Here is an 18,879-nt window from a genome sequence, read left to right on the forward strand (position 1 = left end):
CCTATGCTTCCCTCACCACCAGCGCGCTGGAGGGATGCACTTCAGCTATCTGGTTGGGCAGGATCAGGGTGGTGGAATCCAATTGGGCAATGATAGCTGGTCCCTGCAGCACGGCACCCGCACCAAGCCGCGCTCGGTCGTAAAGCGGTGTTTCCACGGCGCCCTCGGCAAAGTGGATGCGCTGGCGGCTGGTGATGGCCCCGGCAGCGGGGCCGCCGGACGGGATTTCGCGCAGCTTCAGCGGCGGCAACAGGCCAAGGGCATCGACTCGCAAGGTCACCATTTCCACCGGCACGTCATCCAGGCGGAAGCTATAGAGCCGCTCATGCTCGGCATGGAAGGCCGCCAGGGTCGCGGCGAGGGTCATTTCATCAATGGTGCTGCCGGACCAGGGCAGGGTCAGTTCACTGCCCTGATCCTCATAGCGAAGGCTGGTGTGCCAGGTGATGCGGCGCGCCGCGTCCGGCACGCCTTCCTCCGTCAGCCAGGCCGTTGCGTCGCGCACCAGCGTGGCGAAGACGGTGGCGATGCGGTCCAGGTCGAACCGGCCGCGGCGTTGCACGCAACTGCGTGAGAATTCCGCACGCAGCGAGGAGGCGAGCAGGCCGAGAGCCGACAGCACGCCGGGCGCCGGAGGAATTAATTGGGTGAGGCAGCCAATGAGACGCGCCAGGGCCCCGCCATGCAGCGGCCCGGCGCCGCCAAACGGTACCAGGACGAAGTCCCGCGGGTCATGCCCGCGCTCCACCGAGACAATGCGGATGGCGCCGACCATGGTGTTGTTGACGATGTCGATGATGCCGCGCGCTGCCTCCTCCACGCCCAGGTTCAGCGGCTCGGCGATACGCCTGGCAATGGCCTGATGCGCCGCCGTACGATCTAGCACGAAGCCGCCATCCAGCAGGCGTTGCGGCAGGTTGCCCAGCACCAGGTGGGCATCGGCGACGGTGGGTTGTTCGCCACCGCGGCCGTAGCATACCGGCCCGGGCGCAGCGCCGGCACTTTCCGGGCCTACCACCAGCCCGCCGGTCTCGGAAATTCGGGCAATGGACCCGCCGCCGGCACCGATGGTCGTGAGATCGACCATTGGTAGCGTCACGCGCCAGTCGGCGATGCGGCTATTGGTGGTCAGCCCCGGCTGACCACCGCGCACCAGCGCAATGTCAGCAGAAGTGCCGCCAATATCGATGGTAACAAGGTCGTCGAAGCCGGCCTGCTGCGCCACGAAGCTGGCGCCGACGATTCCTGCCGCTGGGCCTGACAAGGCAGTTTCCACCGGCGAACGGCGAATGGCACGGGCGCTGGCCACACCGCCGCTGGATTTCATCAGTAGCAGCGGCGCGCCGATACCGCGCTCCTCCGCGCGGCGCTCCAGCCGCTCCACATAGGTGGAGACGGTGGGCATGACATAGGCATTCAGCAGCGTCACCACGCTGCGCTCGTATTCACGCAGTACCGGCAGCACTTCCGAGGAAATCGAGACCAGCGCGCCGGGGTGTTCCTCGCGCAATATTTCGGCGGCGCGCTTTTCATGCGCGGCGTTGGCATAGCTGTGCAGCAGCACGATGCCGATGGTGCCGATGCCCTCGGCGGCAATCTCGCGCGCTGCCTGGTGCAGGGCGGCCTCATCCAGGGGTTCGTGCTCGCTGCCGTCAGGGTCGATGCGGCCGCCGATTTCCCAGATGTGTTCGGGCGGCACCGGGCGCAGCGGCTTCTGCCAGGTGAACAGGTTGGCGCGGCGCGGAATGTCGTGCCGGCCGATCTCCAGGACGTATTTGAATCCAGTGGTCACCAGCAGCGCCGCCGGCGGGCCCTTGCGTTCCAGGATGAGGTTGGTGGCAACCGTGGTGCCGTGCAGCACCCGGCCAATCTTCCAGCCCTCCAGCCCGGCAAGTTCCAGCACCGCCGCCAGGCCGTTGCCGAAGCCCTCGGAGGGATCATGCGGGGTCGAGGGGGTTTTTGCCACCACCAGGCTGCCGCTGGCGGGGTCGTACAGCGTTACATCGGTGAAGGTGCCGCCGGTATCGACTCCGATGACCGCGCCTTCGGTGCTGCCGCTCATGCCAGGCTCTCCGCATAGCGGTTACGGTGGAAGAGTTTACCCTCGGGCCGTGCTGCGCGGCGCTGTTGCGTCGCCGCGGCGTCCACGCTGCGGCCATCGGCGCTGAGCACCACGCCGTAGTCCCGCTCGGCGCTGGCGCGACTGACGAAGCCGCCGCGGACATCGGCCAGCACGCGCGCCGCTTCGCGATCGAAGGGGTGGCCCCAACCGCCGCCGCCGCCGGTTTCCAGCCGGATGACGTCACCGCGCTTGAGGAGGTTGCCGTCACTCAACGGCGCCAGCACACGTTCATCCGCCCGCCCCGGATTCACCACGCAGCGGCCGGTGCCGGCCGACATGCCGCCGCTTGTGCCCCAGGGTGGATGGTCGATGGCGTCCAAACGCACCGAGAGCAGGGCTTCCCGGGCCAGAACCTCCATCTCCCGCACCACGCCACAGCCGCCGCGCCAGCGCCCGGGGCCGCCGGTATCGGGATTGATGCCATAGCAGCGCACCCGCATAGGGTAGGAGATGTCGACGAATTCCGCGGGGTAATTCTCCTGCGCCACCAGGTAGACCGCGTCGTGACCATCGGCGAAGGGACGCGCGCCATAGCCGCAGGCCACGCCATCCGACATCAGGAAGCGTTCCCCGTCCATCGTGCTGCCGCGCACCATCCAGATGGCATAAGGGCTGTGCGAGGCCGAAGCGCGGCCGCCCGAAGCGGTGTTGAGCAGGCCGAGATAGCCGGAGAGATTGCGCAGCATGGTGACGCCGCGCTGGCCCAGCGGCGCCGGAAAACGCGGCTGCAGCACCGAACCGTCGCGCAGCTTCACCTCGTCGAACAACGCCTCGGCGCCGGCGTTCAGCGATATCTCCGTGCTGCTGCCGAGCAGATAGGCGCCCACCAGCACGCCGGGGGCCCTGCGGTTCAGCACCAGATTGATCGGGCCGCGGGTCTGGTCGTCGGTCTCGGTCTGGTCCAGCAGGAAGCGGCCATCCTCGGTGGCTTCGAGCTTGTAGCGGATGGTTACAGGGCCGCTGCCATGGCCGTCGGTATCGATGGACTCGGCGAAGCGATAGATGCCCGGCGCCACCAGCGCCGCCATGCGAACCCGCAGCGCGGCTTCGGTGCGGCTCAGCAGGGTGGCGAAGGCGGCGCGCAGCCGGGCCGGGCCGAAGCGTCGAGCCATTTCCTCCAGCCGCCTTTCGCCCAGCGCCACGGCGGCCAGCAGCGCCCGAAGGTCGCCCCGCACCATGCCGGGGAAGCGGCAATTGCGGATGAAGATGCGCAGCAGGTCTTCCTGCACCACGCCTGCGCGCGCCAGCCGCACCGGCGGCACGATGGTGCCTTCCTGGAAGATCTCGGTGCAGTCCGGCGACAGCGAGCCGGGCCGCATGCCGCCTATATCGGCGAAATGCGCCCAGGTCTGCGAGAAGCCGATGAGGCCATCCTCGGCGAAGACCGGCGAGACCAGAACCTGGTCCGGGGTGTGGGTGACGGCGCCATGCGACGCGTAGCAGTCATTGTACCAGTAGATATCGCCGGGCTGCATCGTTTCGGCCGGATACTCGGCGAAGATCGGGGTCACCAGGTCGGTGGCGAAGGGCAGGGTCTTGCCGGCGATCAGGCGCCCATCGGCGGCGTAGAGACCCGAGGCATAGTCCTTCTTCTCACGGATGAAGGGTGACATGGCGGTGCGCTCGATCAGCACCTCCATCTCGGATTGCACCGAACGCAGCCCGCCGCGGATGATTTCCAGCGTCACCGGGTCCACGGCTGAATCCGCCACGGTTGTCAGTTTGCGCTGGTCGTCCATTGCCTTGGTCCTCGCCCCAGGCGAAAAGGCTGGGTGCGATGGCGCCGCGCTGTCAAGCCGTGGCGTTACAGCCCGGCGCGGTCCAGCCACAGAATGGTCCGGGCCACCGCCTGGGCGCGTGGCACCATGGTCTCGGGCCGCAGCCTTTCCTCCAGGCTGTGCCCGCCATAGCCCTGCGGCCCAACGGCGCAGAGCGTCGGCACGCCCAGCGCGGCGGTGAAGCCGCTATCGGCGCAGCCCAGCGTGTATTCGCCCTCCACCGCATAGCCGCTGGCCCGCGCCGCCTGCTGGTAGAGGTTGAACAGCTTCAGCACGCCATCCGTGGCTTGCATGGCCCGGAACTCGCCCTTGATTTCCAGCGTCGCCGTGGTGCCGGGCACCCAGGCGCGCGCCACGATGGCATCCAGTGCCGCAATGGCCGCCTCGCGCTGCTCCGGCGTGCGGTAGCGCAGGTCGATCTCGCATTCCGCCCAGGGGGCGACGCTGTTCACGCTCTGCCCGCCGCGCACCAGGCCGACATTGAAGGAGACGCCGGCCGCGTCATCACGCAGCGCATGGATGGCGACGATCTTCTGCGCCAACTCCTCGATGGCGCTGATGCCCTCATTGATCCGCGCCCCGGAATGCGCCGCCTTGCCGGTGACCCGCAGCAGCGAGAAGACCCCACCGCGCCGGCCCGTCACCACATTGCCGGAAGCCCGTGCCGGTTCGCTGTTCAGCACCACGCGGGCGGCCTGCGCTTCGGCCTCGATCACCGGCTTGCCCTCGGGGCTGCCGATTTCCTCATCCGCCGTGTAGAGTCCCACCAGCGGCCCCGGCGCGCCGCCGATTTGGCGAAGGCGGCCAGGATGAAGCTGTTCGTTACCAGCCCGGCCTTCATGTCGGAGACCCCGGGCCCCCAGGCGAAGCCATCCCGAATGGTGAAGGGGCGCCGCGCCACCTCACCCTGGGGATAGACCGTGTCGCGATGGCCCATCAGCAGGATGTTGCCGCGCGCCGCATCGCCGCCCGGCACGCTGGCACGCAGGGTATCTCCGAAGCGCTGCTGCGGGATGGTCCGCACGGCGATTCCCTGGGTTTCAAGGAAGCGGCGCAGCGCCGTGCCAACCGCATCCACCCCGGGTTTGTCGTAAGTGCCGCCATCGATACCAACCAACTCGCGCAGCAGCGTCAGCATTGCCTCCTGCTGCCCAGCCAGCCATTCGATGACCCGTGCCTCGCTCATGCCGCTTGACTCCCGCCAACCCCGGTGCGGAGCATGCCGCAAGACCCCGGGGAGGAAAATCAGTATGCGCCAGCCAGTTGTCACCCGTCGTGCCACGCTTGCCGGCGCCCTGCTGGCCGCGCCCGCCCTGGCGCAGGGCAGCTTCCCGGCTCACCCGATCCGCCTGCTGATCCCCTGGCCGCCCGGCGCCTCGGCAGACGTGTTCCTGCGCACCATCGCCGAACAGGCCGGCAAGCGGCTGGGCCAGCAGGTGGTGCCGGAGAACAGGCCGGGCGCCAATGCCTCGCTGGCCGCGGTGGCGATGAAGGATGCCAAGCCGGATGGCTATACCATCGGGCAGAGCCATACCGGGGTGTTCCGCGCCGCGCTGAGCAGCGAACGGCCCACCTACAACCCGCTGACCGATTTCACCTACATCATCCAGCTCAGTGGCTCGGCGCATGGTATCGTGGTGCGGGCCGACAGCCCTTGGCAGACATTGCAGCAACTCTTCGCCGATGCCCGCGCCAATCCCGGCAAGCTCACCTACGGCACCTTCGGGCCGGCCTCGGTGCAGAACATGGTGATGGTGGACATCCAGCAGCGGCAGGGGATCGAGATGACCCACGTGCCCTATCGCGGCGGCGGCGAGCTTTATACCGGCCTGCTGAGCCGGCAGATCGACGTGGTGGCCGATGCCAGCGGTTGGGCCCAGCTTGTGCAGGATGGCCAGTTCCGCCTGCTGGCGGTCTGGAGCTCGGAGCGCATGCCGCGCTTCCCCGACGCGCCCACCCTGCAGCAGGCCGGCATCGACCTGGTGGTGAACTCGCCCTACGGCCTGGCGGGGCCGCGCGGAATGGACCCTGCCATCGTGGGGAAACTGCACGATGCGATGAAGGAAGCGCTGTTCGACCCCGCCACGCGCGAGGTGATGGCCCGCTTCAACATGCCGCTGCTGTACCTGAACACCGCGGACTACGATGCCGCCAGCCGTCGGCAACACGACATCGAGCGCGAGAACCTGCGTCGTCTGGGCATGTTGCCGGGCTGAGGGGGCTACTCGGCATTGGTGCACCAACATGCAGCGCAATCATTCCGCGCCACAGGCACACCTCCCCGACAAATCTCACCTGCGCCTCGCAGCGGGCGGCCGCTGACCTGTGACCTTGACCTGCCCCCGGAATCCCGGACCGGCGAAAGTGGGAAAATTCTCGGCCAGGCTCTGAAGCGCTGACTGAGGAGATGGGCCATGAAGAGGTCCCAGTTCACCGACCAGCAGATCGCTGTACCGCCCGCGATTGGTGAGACACCGGCCTCGAGCCTATGCGGCGGCGGCCGTGGTTGAAAGCTGTTCCTGGCGGACGGCGTTGGGCGGCCTGAACCCGTGCCGCTCGATCAGCCAAGTGGCATTGTAGGCTTCGCGGGATTTGAGCAGTGCCTGGCGGAGATCTTCGACGGTATCGAAGGTCTGGATCCAGAGCAGGCTCTCCTTAAGGGTGCGGGTGAAGCGCTCGGCGCAGCCGTTGCCTTCCGGCGCGCGGACGAAGGCAGGCGCGCGCTCGATACCGCGGAAGCGCAGCTCCTTCTGGAAGTCGTCGGCCATATACTGCGATGCGTGGTCGTGGCGGACGGCGAGGCCTGCCGCGATCCCCTTGGCGAAGCCGCCGAAGTGGCGGCGCCCGGCCTGGCGGATCGGCCCCAGGGCCTCGAAGCGGTTGGCGCGGAAAGCGGCGTGGCGGCCGACGCACTCGGCCGAGCAATGGTCGATGGCGACGAACACCGCGACCTGGCCCTCGCCGGTGACGGTCGTGGTCAGGTCGGTCCCCCACATGGTGTCCACCGCCTCGGGTATGATGGTGCCGTCGTGATTGCGAGGCCCGCGCGGTGAGTCGATCCGCGCCGGGCCAGCAGGTCGTGCTCGCGCATCAGCCGCAGTGCCCGGCGCCTGGAGGTGCGGACGCCCGCGTGGCGCAGCCTGGCCAAGACCTTCCGGTGCTCCTCGCCGCAAAAGGCGACTGGCGGCGATTGCCGCGCTGCGCACGCTGCTGAACTTCTTCTTGCAACGCGAGATCAAGACGGTGTCGTGGCACGGGGTGCGCCCCGCCAAGGTCGGGGCGCCGCACCGGCCGGTTGCCCTCAGCTCGGCACCACCAGTGCCTGCGGCGCCGCCTGCTGCAGCCGCGTCTCCAGCCAGCGTCGCTGACGGCCATTGCGCTCCCGCATGGCCTCAAGCTGCCGCTCGAAGGCATCGTCACGCAGCGCCATGGCGGCCTGGTGTAGGATGGTGATGGAGATGTGGCCCTCGTTCGCCAGCAGATAGAGGTCGTGCAGGTCGCGTAGCAGGTTGAAGCCGGTGGAGGTGGCATGGCGGCGCACCAGCACCCGTTCCAGCCGGCGCGGCTCGCCTTCCTGCTGCGTGCCGTAGCGGTCCTGGAAGGAGCGCAAATCCCGTGCCGCCTGCCGCGACCACTCGGCGAAGACCGTGCACTCGCGCTCGACATCCGGCACCTTCGGGTGGTTCGCCTTCACCTGGTCGAAGGCATCGGCCAGCATCTCCTCGCTGGCCAGCAGCAGGCCGAGATAGTCGGCCACATGGGCGCGCGGCGGCGCGACGGCAGACTCCACTGCCTTGAGCGCCGCCTGCGCCGCGTTGCCCACTGCCTGCAGCACGCCCTGGTGGTTGCGCGTGGCCGCCATGTCCTCGGGCTGGACGGTGCCCGGCGCGGCGCGCTTCTCCAGCCGCACCGCCGCCAACTTGAAGTAGGGCTGCTTGCTCACCGGGTCCCAGGCGAAGATGGTCAGCTCGTTCGCTGCCCGGGCACGGTCCGGCTCGTCCCAATAGCCGTAGTGGAAGGGCACGAAGAGGTGCCCGGCATGGATGTCGGCGATCCGCACCGGCGCCTCCAGGACGCCGCGGCGGGAGGTGAGGCGCAGCATGTCGCCGTCCTGCACGTCGAGCCGCGCCGCGTCCTCGCCCGAGATCTCCACATAGGCGTCCGGCGCCGCCGCGCGGAGCGCCTCCGCGCGGCCGGTCTTGGTGCGGGTGTGGAAGTGGTGCGCCAGGCGGCCGGTGGTCAGCAGGAAGGGGTATTCGGCGTCGGGCGCCTCCGGCAGAGGCATATGGTGGGTGGGCTTGAGGAAGGCGCGCCCGGCCGGGTTCAGCGCCCGGTATTCAGTGGCGGTGATGACGCCGCCGGTCTGCAGATCGTGCCCGTGTTCCTCACAGAACTCCGGGTCGGTCGGGAAGACGTGGTCGGTGTAGAGGCGTGGGCTGCCCTCGGGGTGCCGCTCGTTGCAGGGCCAGGGAATGCCCGAGCCACCGGTGAGCTTCGCATAACTGAGGCCGGTATAGTCGCAGGGCCGGCCGCGGGTGCACTCCTTCCAGGCCTCGAAGCATTCCTCCGGCGTTTGCCACTTGACCAGCGGCGCGCCGTCCTTGTCGCGGAACTCCATGCGGCGGGCATAGTCGAGGAAGATGTCGAAATCCGCCCGCGCCTCGCCCGGTGGCTCCACCGCCTTCAGGCTGAGATGCACGGTGCGGTCCACATTGGTGAAGGTGCCGGTCTTCTCGCCCCAGATCGCCGTCGGCAGCACCAGGTCGGCCAGCCGCGCCGTCTCGGTCATGAAGGCGTCCTGCACCACCACGAAGAGGTCCGGGCGTTCCAGGATGGCGCGGATGCGCCCGAGCGCCGGAAGCGAGACGGCCGGGTTGGTCGCCTGGCTCCACAGCATGCGGAGCGAGCCGGTTTCCGCATGATGGAAGATCTCCATCGCATGGGTCGGCGGCGCCCAGTGCGGGATGGTGTGCAGCTCGACATTCCATAGCCGCGCCAGCTCGGCGACATGCGTCGGGTTGTCCCAGTTGCGGAAGCCGGGCAGGTCACCGTCGGCGCCGCATTCGCGTGTGTTCTGTGACGTCGGCTGCCCGTTCATCTGCAGGATGCCGCAACCGGGCCGGCCGATCAGGCCGCGGACCAGGTTGATGTTGTTCACCTGGCAGGCCGCTGCCGTGGCCTGGTGGCTCTGGTACACTCCCTGCAGGCAAGTGGAGAGCAGGGTCGGCGCCGCCCCGATGACCCGCGCCGCCTGCCGCAGCGCCGCCGCCGGCACGCCGGTGATCGCCTCGACCCGCTCCGGCGGGTAGTCGGCGACGGTGGCCGCCAGCCGATCGAAGCCGAGGGTATGCCGCGCCAGGAATTCCCGGTCCATGTGGCCGCCGGCGATCAGCAGGTGCAGCAGGCCGTTCAGCAGCGCGACATTGGTGCCGACGCGCGGGGCGAGCCAGACATCGGCCTCGGCGGCCACCACCGTGCGGCGTGGGTCCACCACCACCAGCTTCGGCGGGTTCGGCCCGCGCCGGCGATCCAGCACGCGGCTCCAGAGCACCGTATCGGTCGCCGCCATGTTGTGGCCGACCATCAGGATGCAGTCGGTCACGTCGATGTCGTAGTAGCTGCCCGGCTGGCCGTCCGCGCCGAAGGTCTCCTTCAGCGCCGCCGCGGCGGTGGCGGTGCAGAGCCGGGTATTGCCGTCCATGTGCGAGGTGCCGAGGCCCGCCTTCCCGATGACAGCGAGGGTGTAATACTCCTCCAGCATCAGTTGGCCCGAGGTGTAGAAGCCGATGGCGCCGCTGGTGTAGCGGTCTCGGATCTCCTTCGAGCGGCGGACCAGCAGCTCCATCGCCTCGTCCCAACCGGCCTCGCGCATCCGCCCGCCCTCGCGGATCAGCGGGCGGGTCAGCCGGTCCGGGCTATGGTTGGCTTCCCAGCCATGCAGGCCCTTGGGGCCGAGACGGCCGCGGTTGGTGGCGTCCACCGCCCGGCCGCGCACCCCGACGATGCGGCCGTCTGTCACCCCGATGTCCAGCCCGCAGCCATTGGAGCAAAGTACGCAGGCCGACTGCACCCAGCGCTCCGGTTCCGCCTGCGTGCGCTCATCCACCCGTACCGGCCATTGGCCTTCACCGTGATAGGGCGTACGCGGACCCCAAATGTCGGTGATGCTGTCGCGGGAGACGCCCATGCCGCCGGCTCCTTTGCCCTGGTGCAGGCCGGCGGTCCCCGCGCCCGCAGGTGGTCGAAACGGGGGGCAGCAGGGGATTGTTCCAGCGGCCGGACCAGGCAGCGTTCAGAAAACCGCGAACCGCGGCACGGCAGCGCCGCCCGCCCCCATGGCGGGGAGCGCGAAAGCTGCGGCTGCACATAAGGGGGGGCCGATGGGGCCAATGCTGCTTCGCGCCCGCGTCGATCATCGAAGGCGCACGGGGTCTGCCCACGACCTGACGTTCGTCTATGGTCCGGTTTGACCGCCAATTGTAGCCAGATCAGCCACAGCCGGGTTTCCTCTGGCCCCGTGGCCCTGACGAACCACCGGAAACATCAGGCAAGCGCCAGCAGTGACGCCCTGAGTTCTTCCATGTTGAACCGCGGCATTGCGGCCTCGATATCGGCGTGAGCCCGCCTCCAGATCGGGAGGGCGCTTAACAGGACAGCATGTCCGGCCTCAGTCAGTCGCAACCGGCGGCTACGCCGGTCCTTCGGGGCCGATTCCACGCCGATCAGGCCACGCTTTTCGAGTGGCTTCACCGCAGCGGTTAGGGTGGTGCGGTCCATGGCGAGCAGTCGCGCCACCGGCGCCATGCTGGGCGGCTCCGGCTGGTTCAGCGCCATCAGCAACGAGAATTGCTGGTTGGTCAGCCCGACCGGCCGCAGCGCCTCGTCGAAGCGTCGCGCCAGGGCCCGCGCGGCCCGCTGCGCGTGCAGGCACAGACAGCAGTCACGCACCTCCAGTGTGGTTTCGAAGGGAACCGCCTTTGACATGCTTCGTATATGTTGATATCAACCTTCCAAGTCAAGGACAGCTCCGACCCGACGCGGGCCGGCGTGACCAATGCCTTTGACGAACCGGGAAGGATGCTTTGATGACCGCTTTGCCGCGTCTCACCACCTTCGCCTGGGTGCCCGCATTCGCCCGCGGATTCGTGCGCGACCTCCGCCCGCGCTGGGCCTTCGAGGAGGTCGGCCAACCCTACGAGGTTGACCTGATCCGCGACGCCAAGACGGCCGAGCACCGCCGCTTCCAGCCTTTCGGACAGGTGCCGCACTACCGGGACGAGGAAATCGAGATATTCGAGTCCGGCGCGATCGTGCTGCGCATCGCCGACCGCGCGGGACAACTGATCCCGAGCGACCCGCGCGAGCGGCTAAAGGCGATCCAGTGGCTGATCGCCGCCCTGAACACGGTGGAACCTGCGGTGATGGAATTCGCCATCAACGAGGTATTCGAGGCTGACCGTTCTTGGTCGGCCGAACGCCGGCCGTTGGTGATCGGCTACATCGAAACCCGGCTGCGCGACCTCCAGGTCCATCTCGGCGACCGTTCCTGGCTGGAAGGAAACACCTTCACCGTCGGCGACCTCATGATGGTGTCGGTGCTCGGTGGGCTGCGCGGTACCGGCATCCTGGAACGCTTCCCCGGCCTCGCCGCCTATGTCGCGCGCGGCGAAGCACGGCCCGCCCACCGCAAGGCCATGGCCGACCATCTCGCCGTGTTCGAGCAGACCGTCGCCGCTTGACGGCGGCACCGAACGCAGACCCATCCACGGACCAAGGAGAGAACACGGTGTCGAACCCGCATGGCACGCCAATCTGGTACGAGTACCTCGCCCAGGATGTCGACCGGGCAGGGGCCTTCTACGCCGAGGTGGCCGGCTGGCAGGTGAAGAGCAGCGGCATGCCGGGGATTGACTATCGCATCCTCTCGACATCGGGTGGCGCCGCGGTCGGCGGCCTGATGACGCTCCCGCAAGGGGCCCCGATGCGGCCCGGCTGGTTCGGCTATTTCGGCGTGGACACCACGGTATCCGCCGTGCAGGCGGCAGGCGGCCAGGTCCACATGCCGCCGACCACGCTGGAAGGCGTCGGACGAATGGCCATGGTCAGCGACCCGCAGGGCGCGCCCTTCTATGTCATGCGCGGGACCAGCGAGGCGCCGTCGACCAGCTTCCAGGGGCCCACCGACGCGTCACCGGGCCATGTGGTGTGGAACGAGCTCATCGCCATCGACCAGGACGCGGCGATGCGCTTCTACGGCCCGCTCTTCGGCTGGCGGTATGAGGGCGCGATGCCGATGGGCCCGCTCGGCGACTACAAGTTTCTCCATGCCGGGCCGGCCTGCCTGGGCGCCACCATGAACGTGCCGCCCGGCGAAACCCCTGGATGGCGCTTCTATGTCCTTGTTCCCGAGGTCGACGGCGTCATCGGGCGCCTCACCGGCGCTGGCGGACGGGTGCTGCACGGACCCAACCAGATCCCCGGCGGCGATTATGCCGTGGTTGCGGAGGATCCCTTCGGCGCCCGCTTCGGCTTCGTCGGCCCACGACGCGGAGGGGCGGAGGCATGACCCGCCTTATCCCCGGCCTCTGAAATGGCGGCGCGGCCAAAAAGGCGGTGCGCTTCTATGCGGCAACCTTCCCGAACTCCTCGGTCGCGGTCGTCCGGCGCATCTTCCGACTACCCGGCTAATCGGAAAGGCGCCGGACTCGCCGTCGAATTCACCTTCCTCGGCGCGCAGTTCCTCGCCCTTATTGGCGGTCCACGCTTTGCCTGCACGGAAACGGTGTCGCTCAGGGTGCATGCCACTGAACCGGCGGAGACGGACCGCTACAGAACGGCGACAGCGAGGGCCGATGCATCTGGCGCAAGGACCGGTGAGAGCTTTCCTGGCCGATTGTACCGCGCCAGCTCACCCAGGTCCTCACGGACCCAACCCGGCTGCGAAGAAGCGTAGGTTCGAAGGCTGGGCCCGAGATCACAGCCGATAGTGTCTATCACTTTATCTGGTATCTGAAGCTATTGTTCGAACCGTAGAAAAACGACATCCATAAGTAAACCATATCAAAAGGATAAAATCATGCCAGGTACTGTTCGTCTGCACCGTGTCATTGCCGCCAAGCCCGAGAAACTCTATCGGGCATTTCTTGAACCTGACGCGGTGGCGAGCTGGCTTCCCCCGTTCGGTTTTCTCTGCACCGTCCACGAGTTGGAAGCGAAGGTGGGTGGCACTCACAGAATGTCATTCCGCAACTTCACCACGGGCGGCAGCCATTCCTTTGGCGGCACTTATCAAGAACTCGTTCCGGGCGAGCGCCTTGTCTACACGGACAAGTTCGACGACCCCAATTTGCCGGGCGAAATGAAGGTCACGGTAACTTTGAAGGCCGTCTCCGTCGGCACGGAAGTGAACATCGAGCAAAAGGGTATTCCCGACGTGATCCCTCCCGAAGCCTGCTATCTCGGATGGCAGGATTCATTGCACAAACTGGAAAAGCTCGTGGTGCCTGAAATCAACCAGTAAAGTGTAGGAAATTCTTCGGAATCAACTTTGTGACCTGCGATGACGCCGCGCAACCACCCGGAGTCTTCCGATGATCCCCACCATCACCGTCTTTGAACGGCCGCCTGATGGCGGCAAGGGTCTGGCGCGTGACATGCGTATTCGCTGGGCGTTCGAAGAAGTGGGCCGGCCTTACGACACTTGCCTCCTTTCCTTCGGTGAGATGAAGGAACCCGCGCATCTCACGCTTCATTCTTTCGGGCAGATCCCGACCTATGAAGAGGGTGATCTTGCCCCTTTCGAGTCTGGGGCGATCGTGCCCCATATCGCGGAGCGCCATGCCGGAATTCTACCAGACGGTGCGAATGCCCGCGCGCGCCATCACATGGATGTTCGCCGCGTTCAACACGATGGAGCTGCCGATCTTTGATCGAGAAATGGCCGCCTATTTGGAATGCGACGAGACCTGGTACGAGCAGCGCCTTCGTGGTGTGGAAGGTCGCGTCCGTGTCCGGCTAGGTGAACTTTCCGATCGTTTTGGCGATGCCGACTGGCTCGATTGCGCGTTCAGCGCCGGTGACCTCATGATGAATGAGGTGCTGCTGCAGGTTGCAGGAGGCAGCTATGCTGGACGAATACCTCAACCTCTCCGGCTACGTCGCTCGCGGCAAAGCGCGGCCCGCCTTCAAGCGTGCTTTCGACGCTCAATTGGCGGTTTTCACCGGCAAGACTCTGGCCGGTTGAAGGGGCCGTTCCGGGTTCAACGCGATCGGATTGTCCAGCGAGCTCAATGCCCGCTACGGCACGAGAGCAGTCCATCCGTCCTACTGCGAACTTCTGCAGGCGCGCTGCTTTTCAGGCCGCATGCTTGGCAGTGGGGTTGGCCATGAGGGTGCTCTTGATCGAAGACGATGAGTTGGTGCGCACCACACTATCGGAGACGCTCATTGGCGAAGACATCGAGGTGGCGGGGCTGGCGAATGCGGAGGACGCGCTGATCCTGCTGGCGGCTGGCCAGGTCCCCGACGTCCTGGTGACCGATATCGATCTCGGGCCCGGCTTGAATGGGTTCGATCTTGCCGAGATCGCCAGGGCGCGCCACCCCGAGGTCGAGGTGATCCTGATCAGCGGCACGACACCTGATCCCGGGCGAAAGGCCCTGCAGCGGCACGAGCGGTTCCTGCAGAAGCCCTTTGCCCCGGACGACCTCGCGGCAGCCATACGAAAGGCCGGCCCCCACGACCAGGTAGAGCCATGATGCTCTCCGCGGTTCTGCCGATCGCTTTCGTCTGCGCAAGCCGACCGCCTCGTGCCCCACCCTGCACAAGGCGCGGGTCAGACCGCCTGGTAGATTGATGCTGCCGGTGAAGGTGCGCGTCTATGCGCCTCAGGTGCCGCAGAAGGTCTGCAGCACGCGCTCCTCCGGCTGGGGCGGCATGGCGTAGCGCTCGAAGCCGGGCCTGTCCTCGAAGGGCTGCGACAGGACCGCAAGCAGTTCCTCGAAGGGGCCGAAATCCTCGCGCTCGATGGCGGCCCTGAGCGCGGCCTCCACAAGGTGGTTGCGCGGAATGAAGGCCGGGTTCACCGCCCGCATGGCGGCCTGGCGCACTTCCGGGTCTCCGGGCTCCTCGGCCAGCCGTTGCCGCCATCCCACAGCCCAGGCATCGTAGGCGCCAGGGTCCCGGAACAGAGGGCGAAGGGTGGAATCGCCGTCGAGCCCCGCCGCATCGCACAGGCGGCGGAAGGTGAGGGTGAAGTCGGCGCCGTTCTCCGCCATGACATGCAGCAGATCCTGGGTCAGCGCGGCATCGCCCTCCCGCTCCGTGGCGAGGCCGATCTTGCGCCGCAGCCCACCGAGCCAGGCCGCCCTGAAGCGCGGGCCGAAACCCGCGAGCGCCTCCTGCGCCAAGGCCAGGGCCTGCTCCTCATCCTCGGCCAGCAGCGGCAGCAGCGTTTCGGCCAGGCGCGCGAGGTTCCAATGCGCGATATGCGGCTGGTTGCCATAGGCATAGCGGCCGAAACTGTCGATGGAGCTGAACACCACGGCCGGGTCGAAGGCGTCCATGAAGGCGCAGGGCCCGTAATCGATGGTTTCGCCGGCGATGGAGGTATTGTCGGTGTTCATCACGCCATGGATGAAGCCGATGAGCAGCCAGCGCGCCACCAGCTCCGCCTGGCGCGCTGCCACCGCCTCAAGCAGCGCGTAGTAGGGGTTCGCCGCCACCGCGGCCTCGGGGTAGTGGCGGGCGATGGCGTAGTCCGCCAGCAGCCGCACCGCCTCCGCATCGCCCCGCGCGGCGAAATACTGAAAGGTGCCCACACGGATGTGACTGGCGGCGATGCGGGTCAGTACGGCGCCGGGCAGCGCTGTCTCGCGCCTCACCGCCTCTCCGGTCGTTACCGCGGCCAGCGCCCGGGTCGTCGATATGCCCAGCGCCGCCATGGCCTCGCTCACGATGTACTCGCGCAGCACCGGGCCCAGCGCGGCACGGCCGTCGCCACGGCGGGAAAAGGGCGTCTTTCCGGAGCCCTTGAGCTGGATGTCGCGCCGCAGGCCATCCCGCCCCACCACCTCGCCGAGCAGGATGGCACGACCATCGCCGAGCTGCGGCACGAACTGTCCGAACTGGTGCCCGGCATAGGCAAGTGCGATCGGCGCCGCGCCCTCGGGCACCCGGTTGCCGGAGAGCACCTCGACGCCCTCGGGACTGGCCAGCTCCTCCGGATCAAGCCCGAGGAGGTGGGACAGTCCGGCATTCACCTGCACCAGCCGCGGCGTGGTCACTGGTGTCGGATCAAGCCGCGCGTAGAAGCGCTCCGGCAGGCGTGCATAGGTGTTATCGAAGGGAAAGTGGATAGGCATGCGATCAGGTCCCAGGGCGGTCTGCGCCGTGTTTTGCTCTCGTTCCTGGCGGGCCCGAGCGTACCGGGAGGACGGGCCGTCCTGGCCGGCCAGGCTCGCCGGCCGGTGTTCTGTCCGGGATTGGGGATATGGGCATGGCCCTGAAATCGGACTGCACCGACTGCGACGCAAGGCTTAGAGGCCGCCGTGGAATGGTTGCAAAAAGTGAACCGCCCCGGCTCCGCCGGAGGCCGGTGAGCTTGAGTCAGGCCGCCATGGCGGCTGGCTCGAACTGGGCATAGTAGCGCGCCTCGGCCTCGGCGGGTGGGATGTTGCCGATCGGCTCGAGGAGGCGGCGGGTGTTGTAGCAGTCCACCCACTCCAGGGTGGCGTACTCGACCGCTTCCAGAGAGCGCCACGGGCCGCGGTGTCGGATCACCTCGGTCTTGAGCAGGCCGATGACGGCCTCCGCGAGCCGCCTCGAGGAGCCGTTCCGTGTATCGACCAAGGCATCGTTTCGTAGTGCGCCGGTCCTGGATCGAGGCAGGATCCGGAGCGACGCTGCTTTCCCGAAAAGCCCGCTGAACGGCCGAATACCACATCCGCTTCCCCGCCATCCCGGCCCCGCCTTCAGGCGGACCGAGCTTAGCCATCTGTCCGAGATCCAGGGACCACCTCAGTTCCGTGCCTTCCCTCCGCTGCCCAATGGATTACCCTGCAGCATCGACGTCCGGCGGAGGTACCATGGACCTGCAACTCACCGGCAAGATCGCGCTCGTCACCGGCGCTTCCGCCGGCCTCGGCCGCACCATCGCTGCCATGCTGGCCGCCGAGGGCTGCCGCCTTGCCATCCTCGCCCGCCGCCGCCCGCTGCTGGAAACCCTGGCGGCCACATTGCCGGCCTCCGCCGAGCCACTGATCCTGGTCGAGGATATCACCGACCCAACCTCTGCCATCCGCATCCGCGATGCCGTGCTGGGCCGCTTCGGGCGCTGTGACGTCCTGGTGAACAATGCCGGCGGCAGCCGCCCGCAGCCGCCCGGTGAACTCGGCGAGGACGCGGTCTGGCAGGAAGCCATGGACCTCAACTTCCATGCCGCCCGCCGAATCACCCATGCGCTGGTCCCGGCCATGCAGGCGGAGGGGTTTGGCCGCATCATCAACCTGACCGGCCAGGACGAGCCGCATAATGTGAACCCGGCCAATGCGCCGAATGGCGCCACCCATATCTGGGCCAAGGCGCTGTCCCGGCAGCTCGGCCGGGATGGCATCACGGTGAACTCCATCCCGCCCGGCCGCATCCATTCCGAACAAATCGACCTGCGGGTCATGCCGACCGAGGAAAGCCGTCGTGCCTGGGCGGAGAAGGAGGTCCCGGTGGGCTATATCGGCCAGCCCGAGGACCTGGCGGTGCTGGCGGTCTTCCTGGCATCGCCGGTGGCGCGCTACATCACTGGCCAGGTCATCCATGTGGATGGCGGAACACGGCGGTTCAGCCATTGATGCCGGCCACCACGCGGGCTGGCCGGCTGCCCTCCGGCCCCGTTCAGGTAACGATGCCATTGTAGCTTGCCCGGTCCGGCCGCATGCGCCTCAATGCGAGCAAGAACACGGGAGAAACGCCATGCATCTCGGCCGTCGTGGCCTGTTGGCCGCACCTCTGCTCCTGGCTGCGCCCGCCTCCCTCGCCGCCTGGCCGGACCGGCCGATCCGCATCATCGTGACCTTCCCTGCCGGCACCCAGACCGACATCCTCACCCGCCTCTACACGCCAGGGCTTGCACAAAGGCTGGGCCAGCCGATCGTCGTGGACAACCGCAGCGGCGGCCAGGGCGTCATCGGCATCCGCGCGGCGATGGGCGCCCCGGCGGATGGACACACGCTGCTGATGATCGGCGTCTCCACCGGCGCCAGCGCGCCGCACATGATGAAGGACCTGCCCTACCACCCGCTGCGCGACCTGGTGCCGATAGGGCTGGTGGCGGATGCGCCCTATCTGCTGATCTGCGATCCTCGCCTGCCGGTCCATAGCGCGGCAGAACTCTTTGCCTATGCCAGGGCCCGGCCGGGCCAGCTCTCCTTCGCCCATGGTGCGCCCAGCCGGCATGTCGCCGGTTCGCTCATGGCCAGGATGGCGGGGATCGAGGCGCTTGATGTCGCCTATCGCGGCCAGCCGGAAGCGACCAATGACTGCGCCGCCGGCCGCATCTCCTACACCATCGCCGACCTGGGCGAGGCGCTGGTCCAGGCGCGGGAGGGCCGGGTGCGGGCGCTGGCGGTCACCACGGCGGACCGCTCGCCCCTGGCGCCCGACATCCCGGCGATGTCGGAGACGCTGCCGGGCTACAATCTCTCGGTCTGGTTCATGCTGGGAGCCGCCGCGGGCGTGCCCCAGCCGGTGGTCGAGAGGATCAACGCCGCCCTGACCGAGGTCATGGCGGAGCCCGGGTTGCGCCAGCAACTCGCCCAGCAGGGGCTGGATATCCGCTCCCTGCCGCCGGAAGCCCTGAAGGGCTTCATGGCCACCGAGGTGGAGAATTGGGGGCGCATCATCCGCCTCCTCAATCTGCAACCGAGCTAGGCATCATCTCCGCCCATCAGGGGCGATGGCCACGCGCCTCCGTGCCGTGGCATCGCC

16 protein-coding genes and 2 pseudogenes are annotated in these 18,879 nt (G+C 67.6%); 9 read left to right on the plus strand and 9 right to left on the minus strand.

The window, feature by feature from the left end:
• Position 1 precedes the first annotated feature (1 nt).
• From KSF81_RS05935 to KSF81_RS29165, 4 genes are all read right to left on the minus strand, one after another.
• Entirely contained in the window at positions 2-2,062 is a 2,061-nt protein-coding gene (locus KSF81_RS05935; RefSeq protein WP_217378186.1) for a hydantoinase/oxoprolinase family protein, read from the minus strand.
• Complete coding sequence (locus tag KSF81_RS05940; protein WP_217378187.1) at positions 2,059-3,861, minus strand: hydantoinase B/oxoprolinase family protein; 1,803 nt, start codon at positions 3,859-3,861, stop codon at positions 2,059-2,061. The genes KSF81_RS05935 and KSF81_RS05940 overlap by 4 nt, the downstream gene beginning before the upstream one ends.
• Positions 3,862-3,926: 65 nt before the next feature.
• Positions 3,927-4,667 (minus strand): M20/M25/M40 family metallo-hydrolase, encoded by a 741-nt coding sequence (locus KSF81_RS29160; protein WP_309139483.1) that lies wholly within the window; start codon positions 4,665-4,667, stop codon positions 3,927-3,929.
• Complete coding sequence (locus tag KSF81_RS29165; protein ID WP_254453378.1) at positions 4,613-5,086, minus strand: M20/M25/M40 family metallo-hydrolase; 474 nt, start codon at positions 5,084-5,086, stop codon at positions 4,613-4,615. The genes KSF81_RS29160 and KSF81_RS29165 overlap by 55 nt, the downstream gene beginning before the upstream one ends.
• Before the next feature lie 64 nt (positions 5,087-5,150).
• Between KSF81_RS29165 and KSF81_RS05950 the strand changes: the two genes are divergently transcribed.
• Positions 5,151-6,116, plus strand: coding sequence for a tripartite tricarboxylate transporter substrate binding protein (locus KSF81_RS05950; RefSeq protein WP_217378188.1), 966 nt, complete (start codon positions 5,151-5,153; stop codon positions 6,114-6,116).
• 270 nt (positions 6,117-6,386) lie between these two features.
• On the opposite strand, the pseudogene KSF81_RS05955 reads toward KSF81_RS05950, so the two are convergent.
• From KSF81_RS05955 to KSF81_RS05965, 3 genes and pseudogenes are all read right to left on the minus strand, one after another.
• Positions 6,387-7,191: pseudogene (locus KSF81_RS05955) on the minus strand (transposase); the annotation flags it as partial.
• 10 nt (positions 7,192-7,201) lie between these two features.
• On the minus strand, positions 7,202-10,087 hold the full coding sequence (locus tag KSF81_RS05960; RefSeq protein ID WP_217378190.1) for a molybdopterin oxidoreductase family protein: 2,886 nt from the start codon (positions 10,085-10,087) through the stop codon (positions 7,202-7,204).
• A gap of 356 nt (positions 10,088-10,443) precedes the next feature.
• Positions 10,444-10,884, minus strand: a complete 441-nt coding sequence (locus KSF81_RS05965; RefSeq protein ID WP_217378191.1) for a MarR family winged helix-turn-helix transcriptional regulator — start codon at positions 10,882-10,884, stop codon at positions 10,444-10,446.
• A 101-nt stretch (positions 10,885-10,985) separates the two neighbouring features.
• Here KSF81_RS05965 and KSF81_RS05970 point away from each other — a divergent pair, with 101 nt between their 5' ends.
• The 6 genes from KSF81_RS05970 (at position 10,986) to KSF81_RS05995 (ending at position 14,657) form a co-directional block, all read left to right on the plus strand.
• A complete protein-coding gene (locus KSF81_RS05970; RefSeq protein WP_217378192.1) occupies positions 10,986-11,639 on the plus strand; it encodes a glutathione S-transferase family protein in 654 nt (217 codons plus the stop codon).
• A 47-nt stretch (positions 11,640-11,686) separates the two neighbouring features.
• A complete protein-coding gene (locus KSF81_RS05975) occupies positions 11,687-12,466 on the plus strand; it encodes a VOC family protein (RefSeq protein WP_217378193.1) in 780 nt (259 codons plus the stop codon).
• Between the two features lie 57 nt (positions 12,467-12,523).
• Positions 12,524-12,853 (plus strand): VOC family protein, encoded by a 330-nt coding sequence (locus KSF81_RS31915; protein WP_217378194.1) that lies wholly within the window; start codon positions 12,524-12,526, stop codon positions 12,851-12,853.
• 123 nt (positions 12,854-12,976) lie between these two features.
• On the plus strand, positions 12,977-13,420 hold the full coding sequence (locus KSF81_RS05985; protein WP_217378195.1) for an SRPBCC family protein: 444 nt from the start codon (positions 12,977-12,979) through the stop codon (positions 13,418-13,420).
• Positions 13,421-13,490: 70 nt separating this feature from the next.
• A complete protein-coding gene (locus KSF81_RS05990; protein WP_217378196.1) occupies positions 13,491-13,829 on the plus strand; it encodes a glutathione S-transferase N-terminal domain-containing protein in 339 nt (112 codons plus the stop codon).
• 468 nt (positions 13,830-14,297) lie between these two features.
• On the plus strand, positions 14,298-14,657 hold the full coding sequence (locus KSF81_RS05995; RefSeq protein WP_217378197.1) for a response regulator: 360 nt from the start codon (positions 14,298-14,300) through the stop codon (positions 14,655-14,657).
• 129 nt (positions 14,658-14,786) lie between these two features.
• Here KSF81_RS05995 and KSF81_RS06000 read toward each other — a convergent pair whose 3' ends face one another.
• Together KSF81_RS06000 and KSF81_RS06005 are read right to left on the minus strand one after the other, a co-directional pair.
• Positions 14,787-16,262 carry a YdiU family protein gene (locus KSF81_RS06000; protein WP_217378198.1) on the minus strand — a complete coding sequence of 492 codons (1,476 nt, stop codon included), beginning with the start codon at positions 16,260-16,262 and terminating at the stop codon, positions 14,787-14,789.
• A 244-nt stretch (positions 16,263-16,506) separates the two neighbouring features.
• A pseudogene (locus tag KSF81_RS06005) lies at positions 16,507-16,716 on the minus strand (IS3 family transposase); the annotation flags it as partial.
• Positions 16,717-16,985: 269 nt separating this feature from the next.
• On the opposite strand from KSF81_RS06005, the gene KSF81_RS06010 reads away from it, so the two are divergent.
• Positions 16,986-17,744 (plus strand): SDR family NAD(P)-dependent oxidoreductase, encoded by a 759-nt coding sequence (locus KSF81_RS06010; protein WP_217378199.1) that lies wholly within the window; start codon positions 16,986-16,988, stop codon positions 17,742-17,744.
• A 121-nt stretch (positions 17,745-17,865) separates the two neighbouring features.
• Positions 17,866-18,822 (plus strand): tripartite tricarboxylate transporter substrate binding protein, encoded by a 957-nt coding sequence (locus tag KSF81_RS06015; protein WP_217378200.1) that lies wholly within the window; start codon positions 17,866-17,868, stop codon positions 18,820-18,822.
• Positions 18,823-18,879 lie beyond the last annotated feature (57 nt).

The sequence above is a fragment of the Siccirubricoccus sp. G192 genome, from assembly GCF_019084075.1.
Taxonomy (GTDB): domain Bacteria; phylum Pseudomonadota; class Alphaproteobacteria; order Acetobacterales; family Acetobacteraceae; genus G192.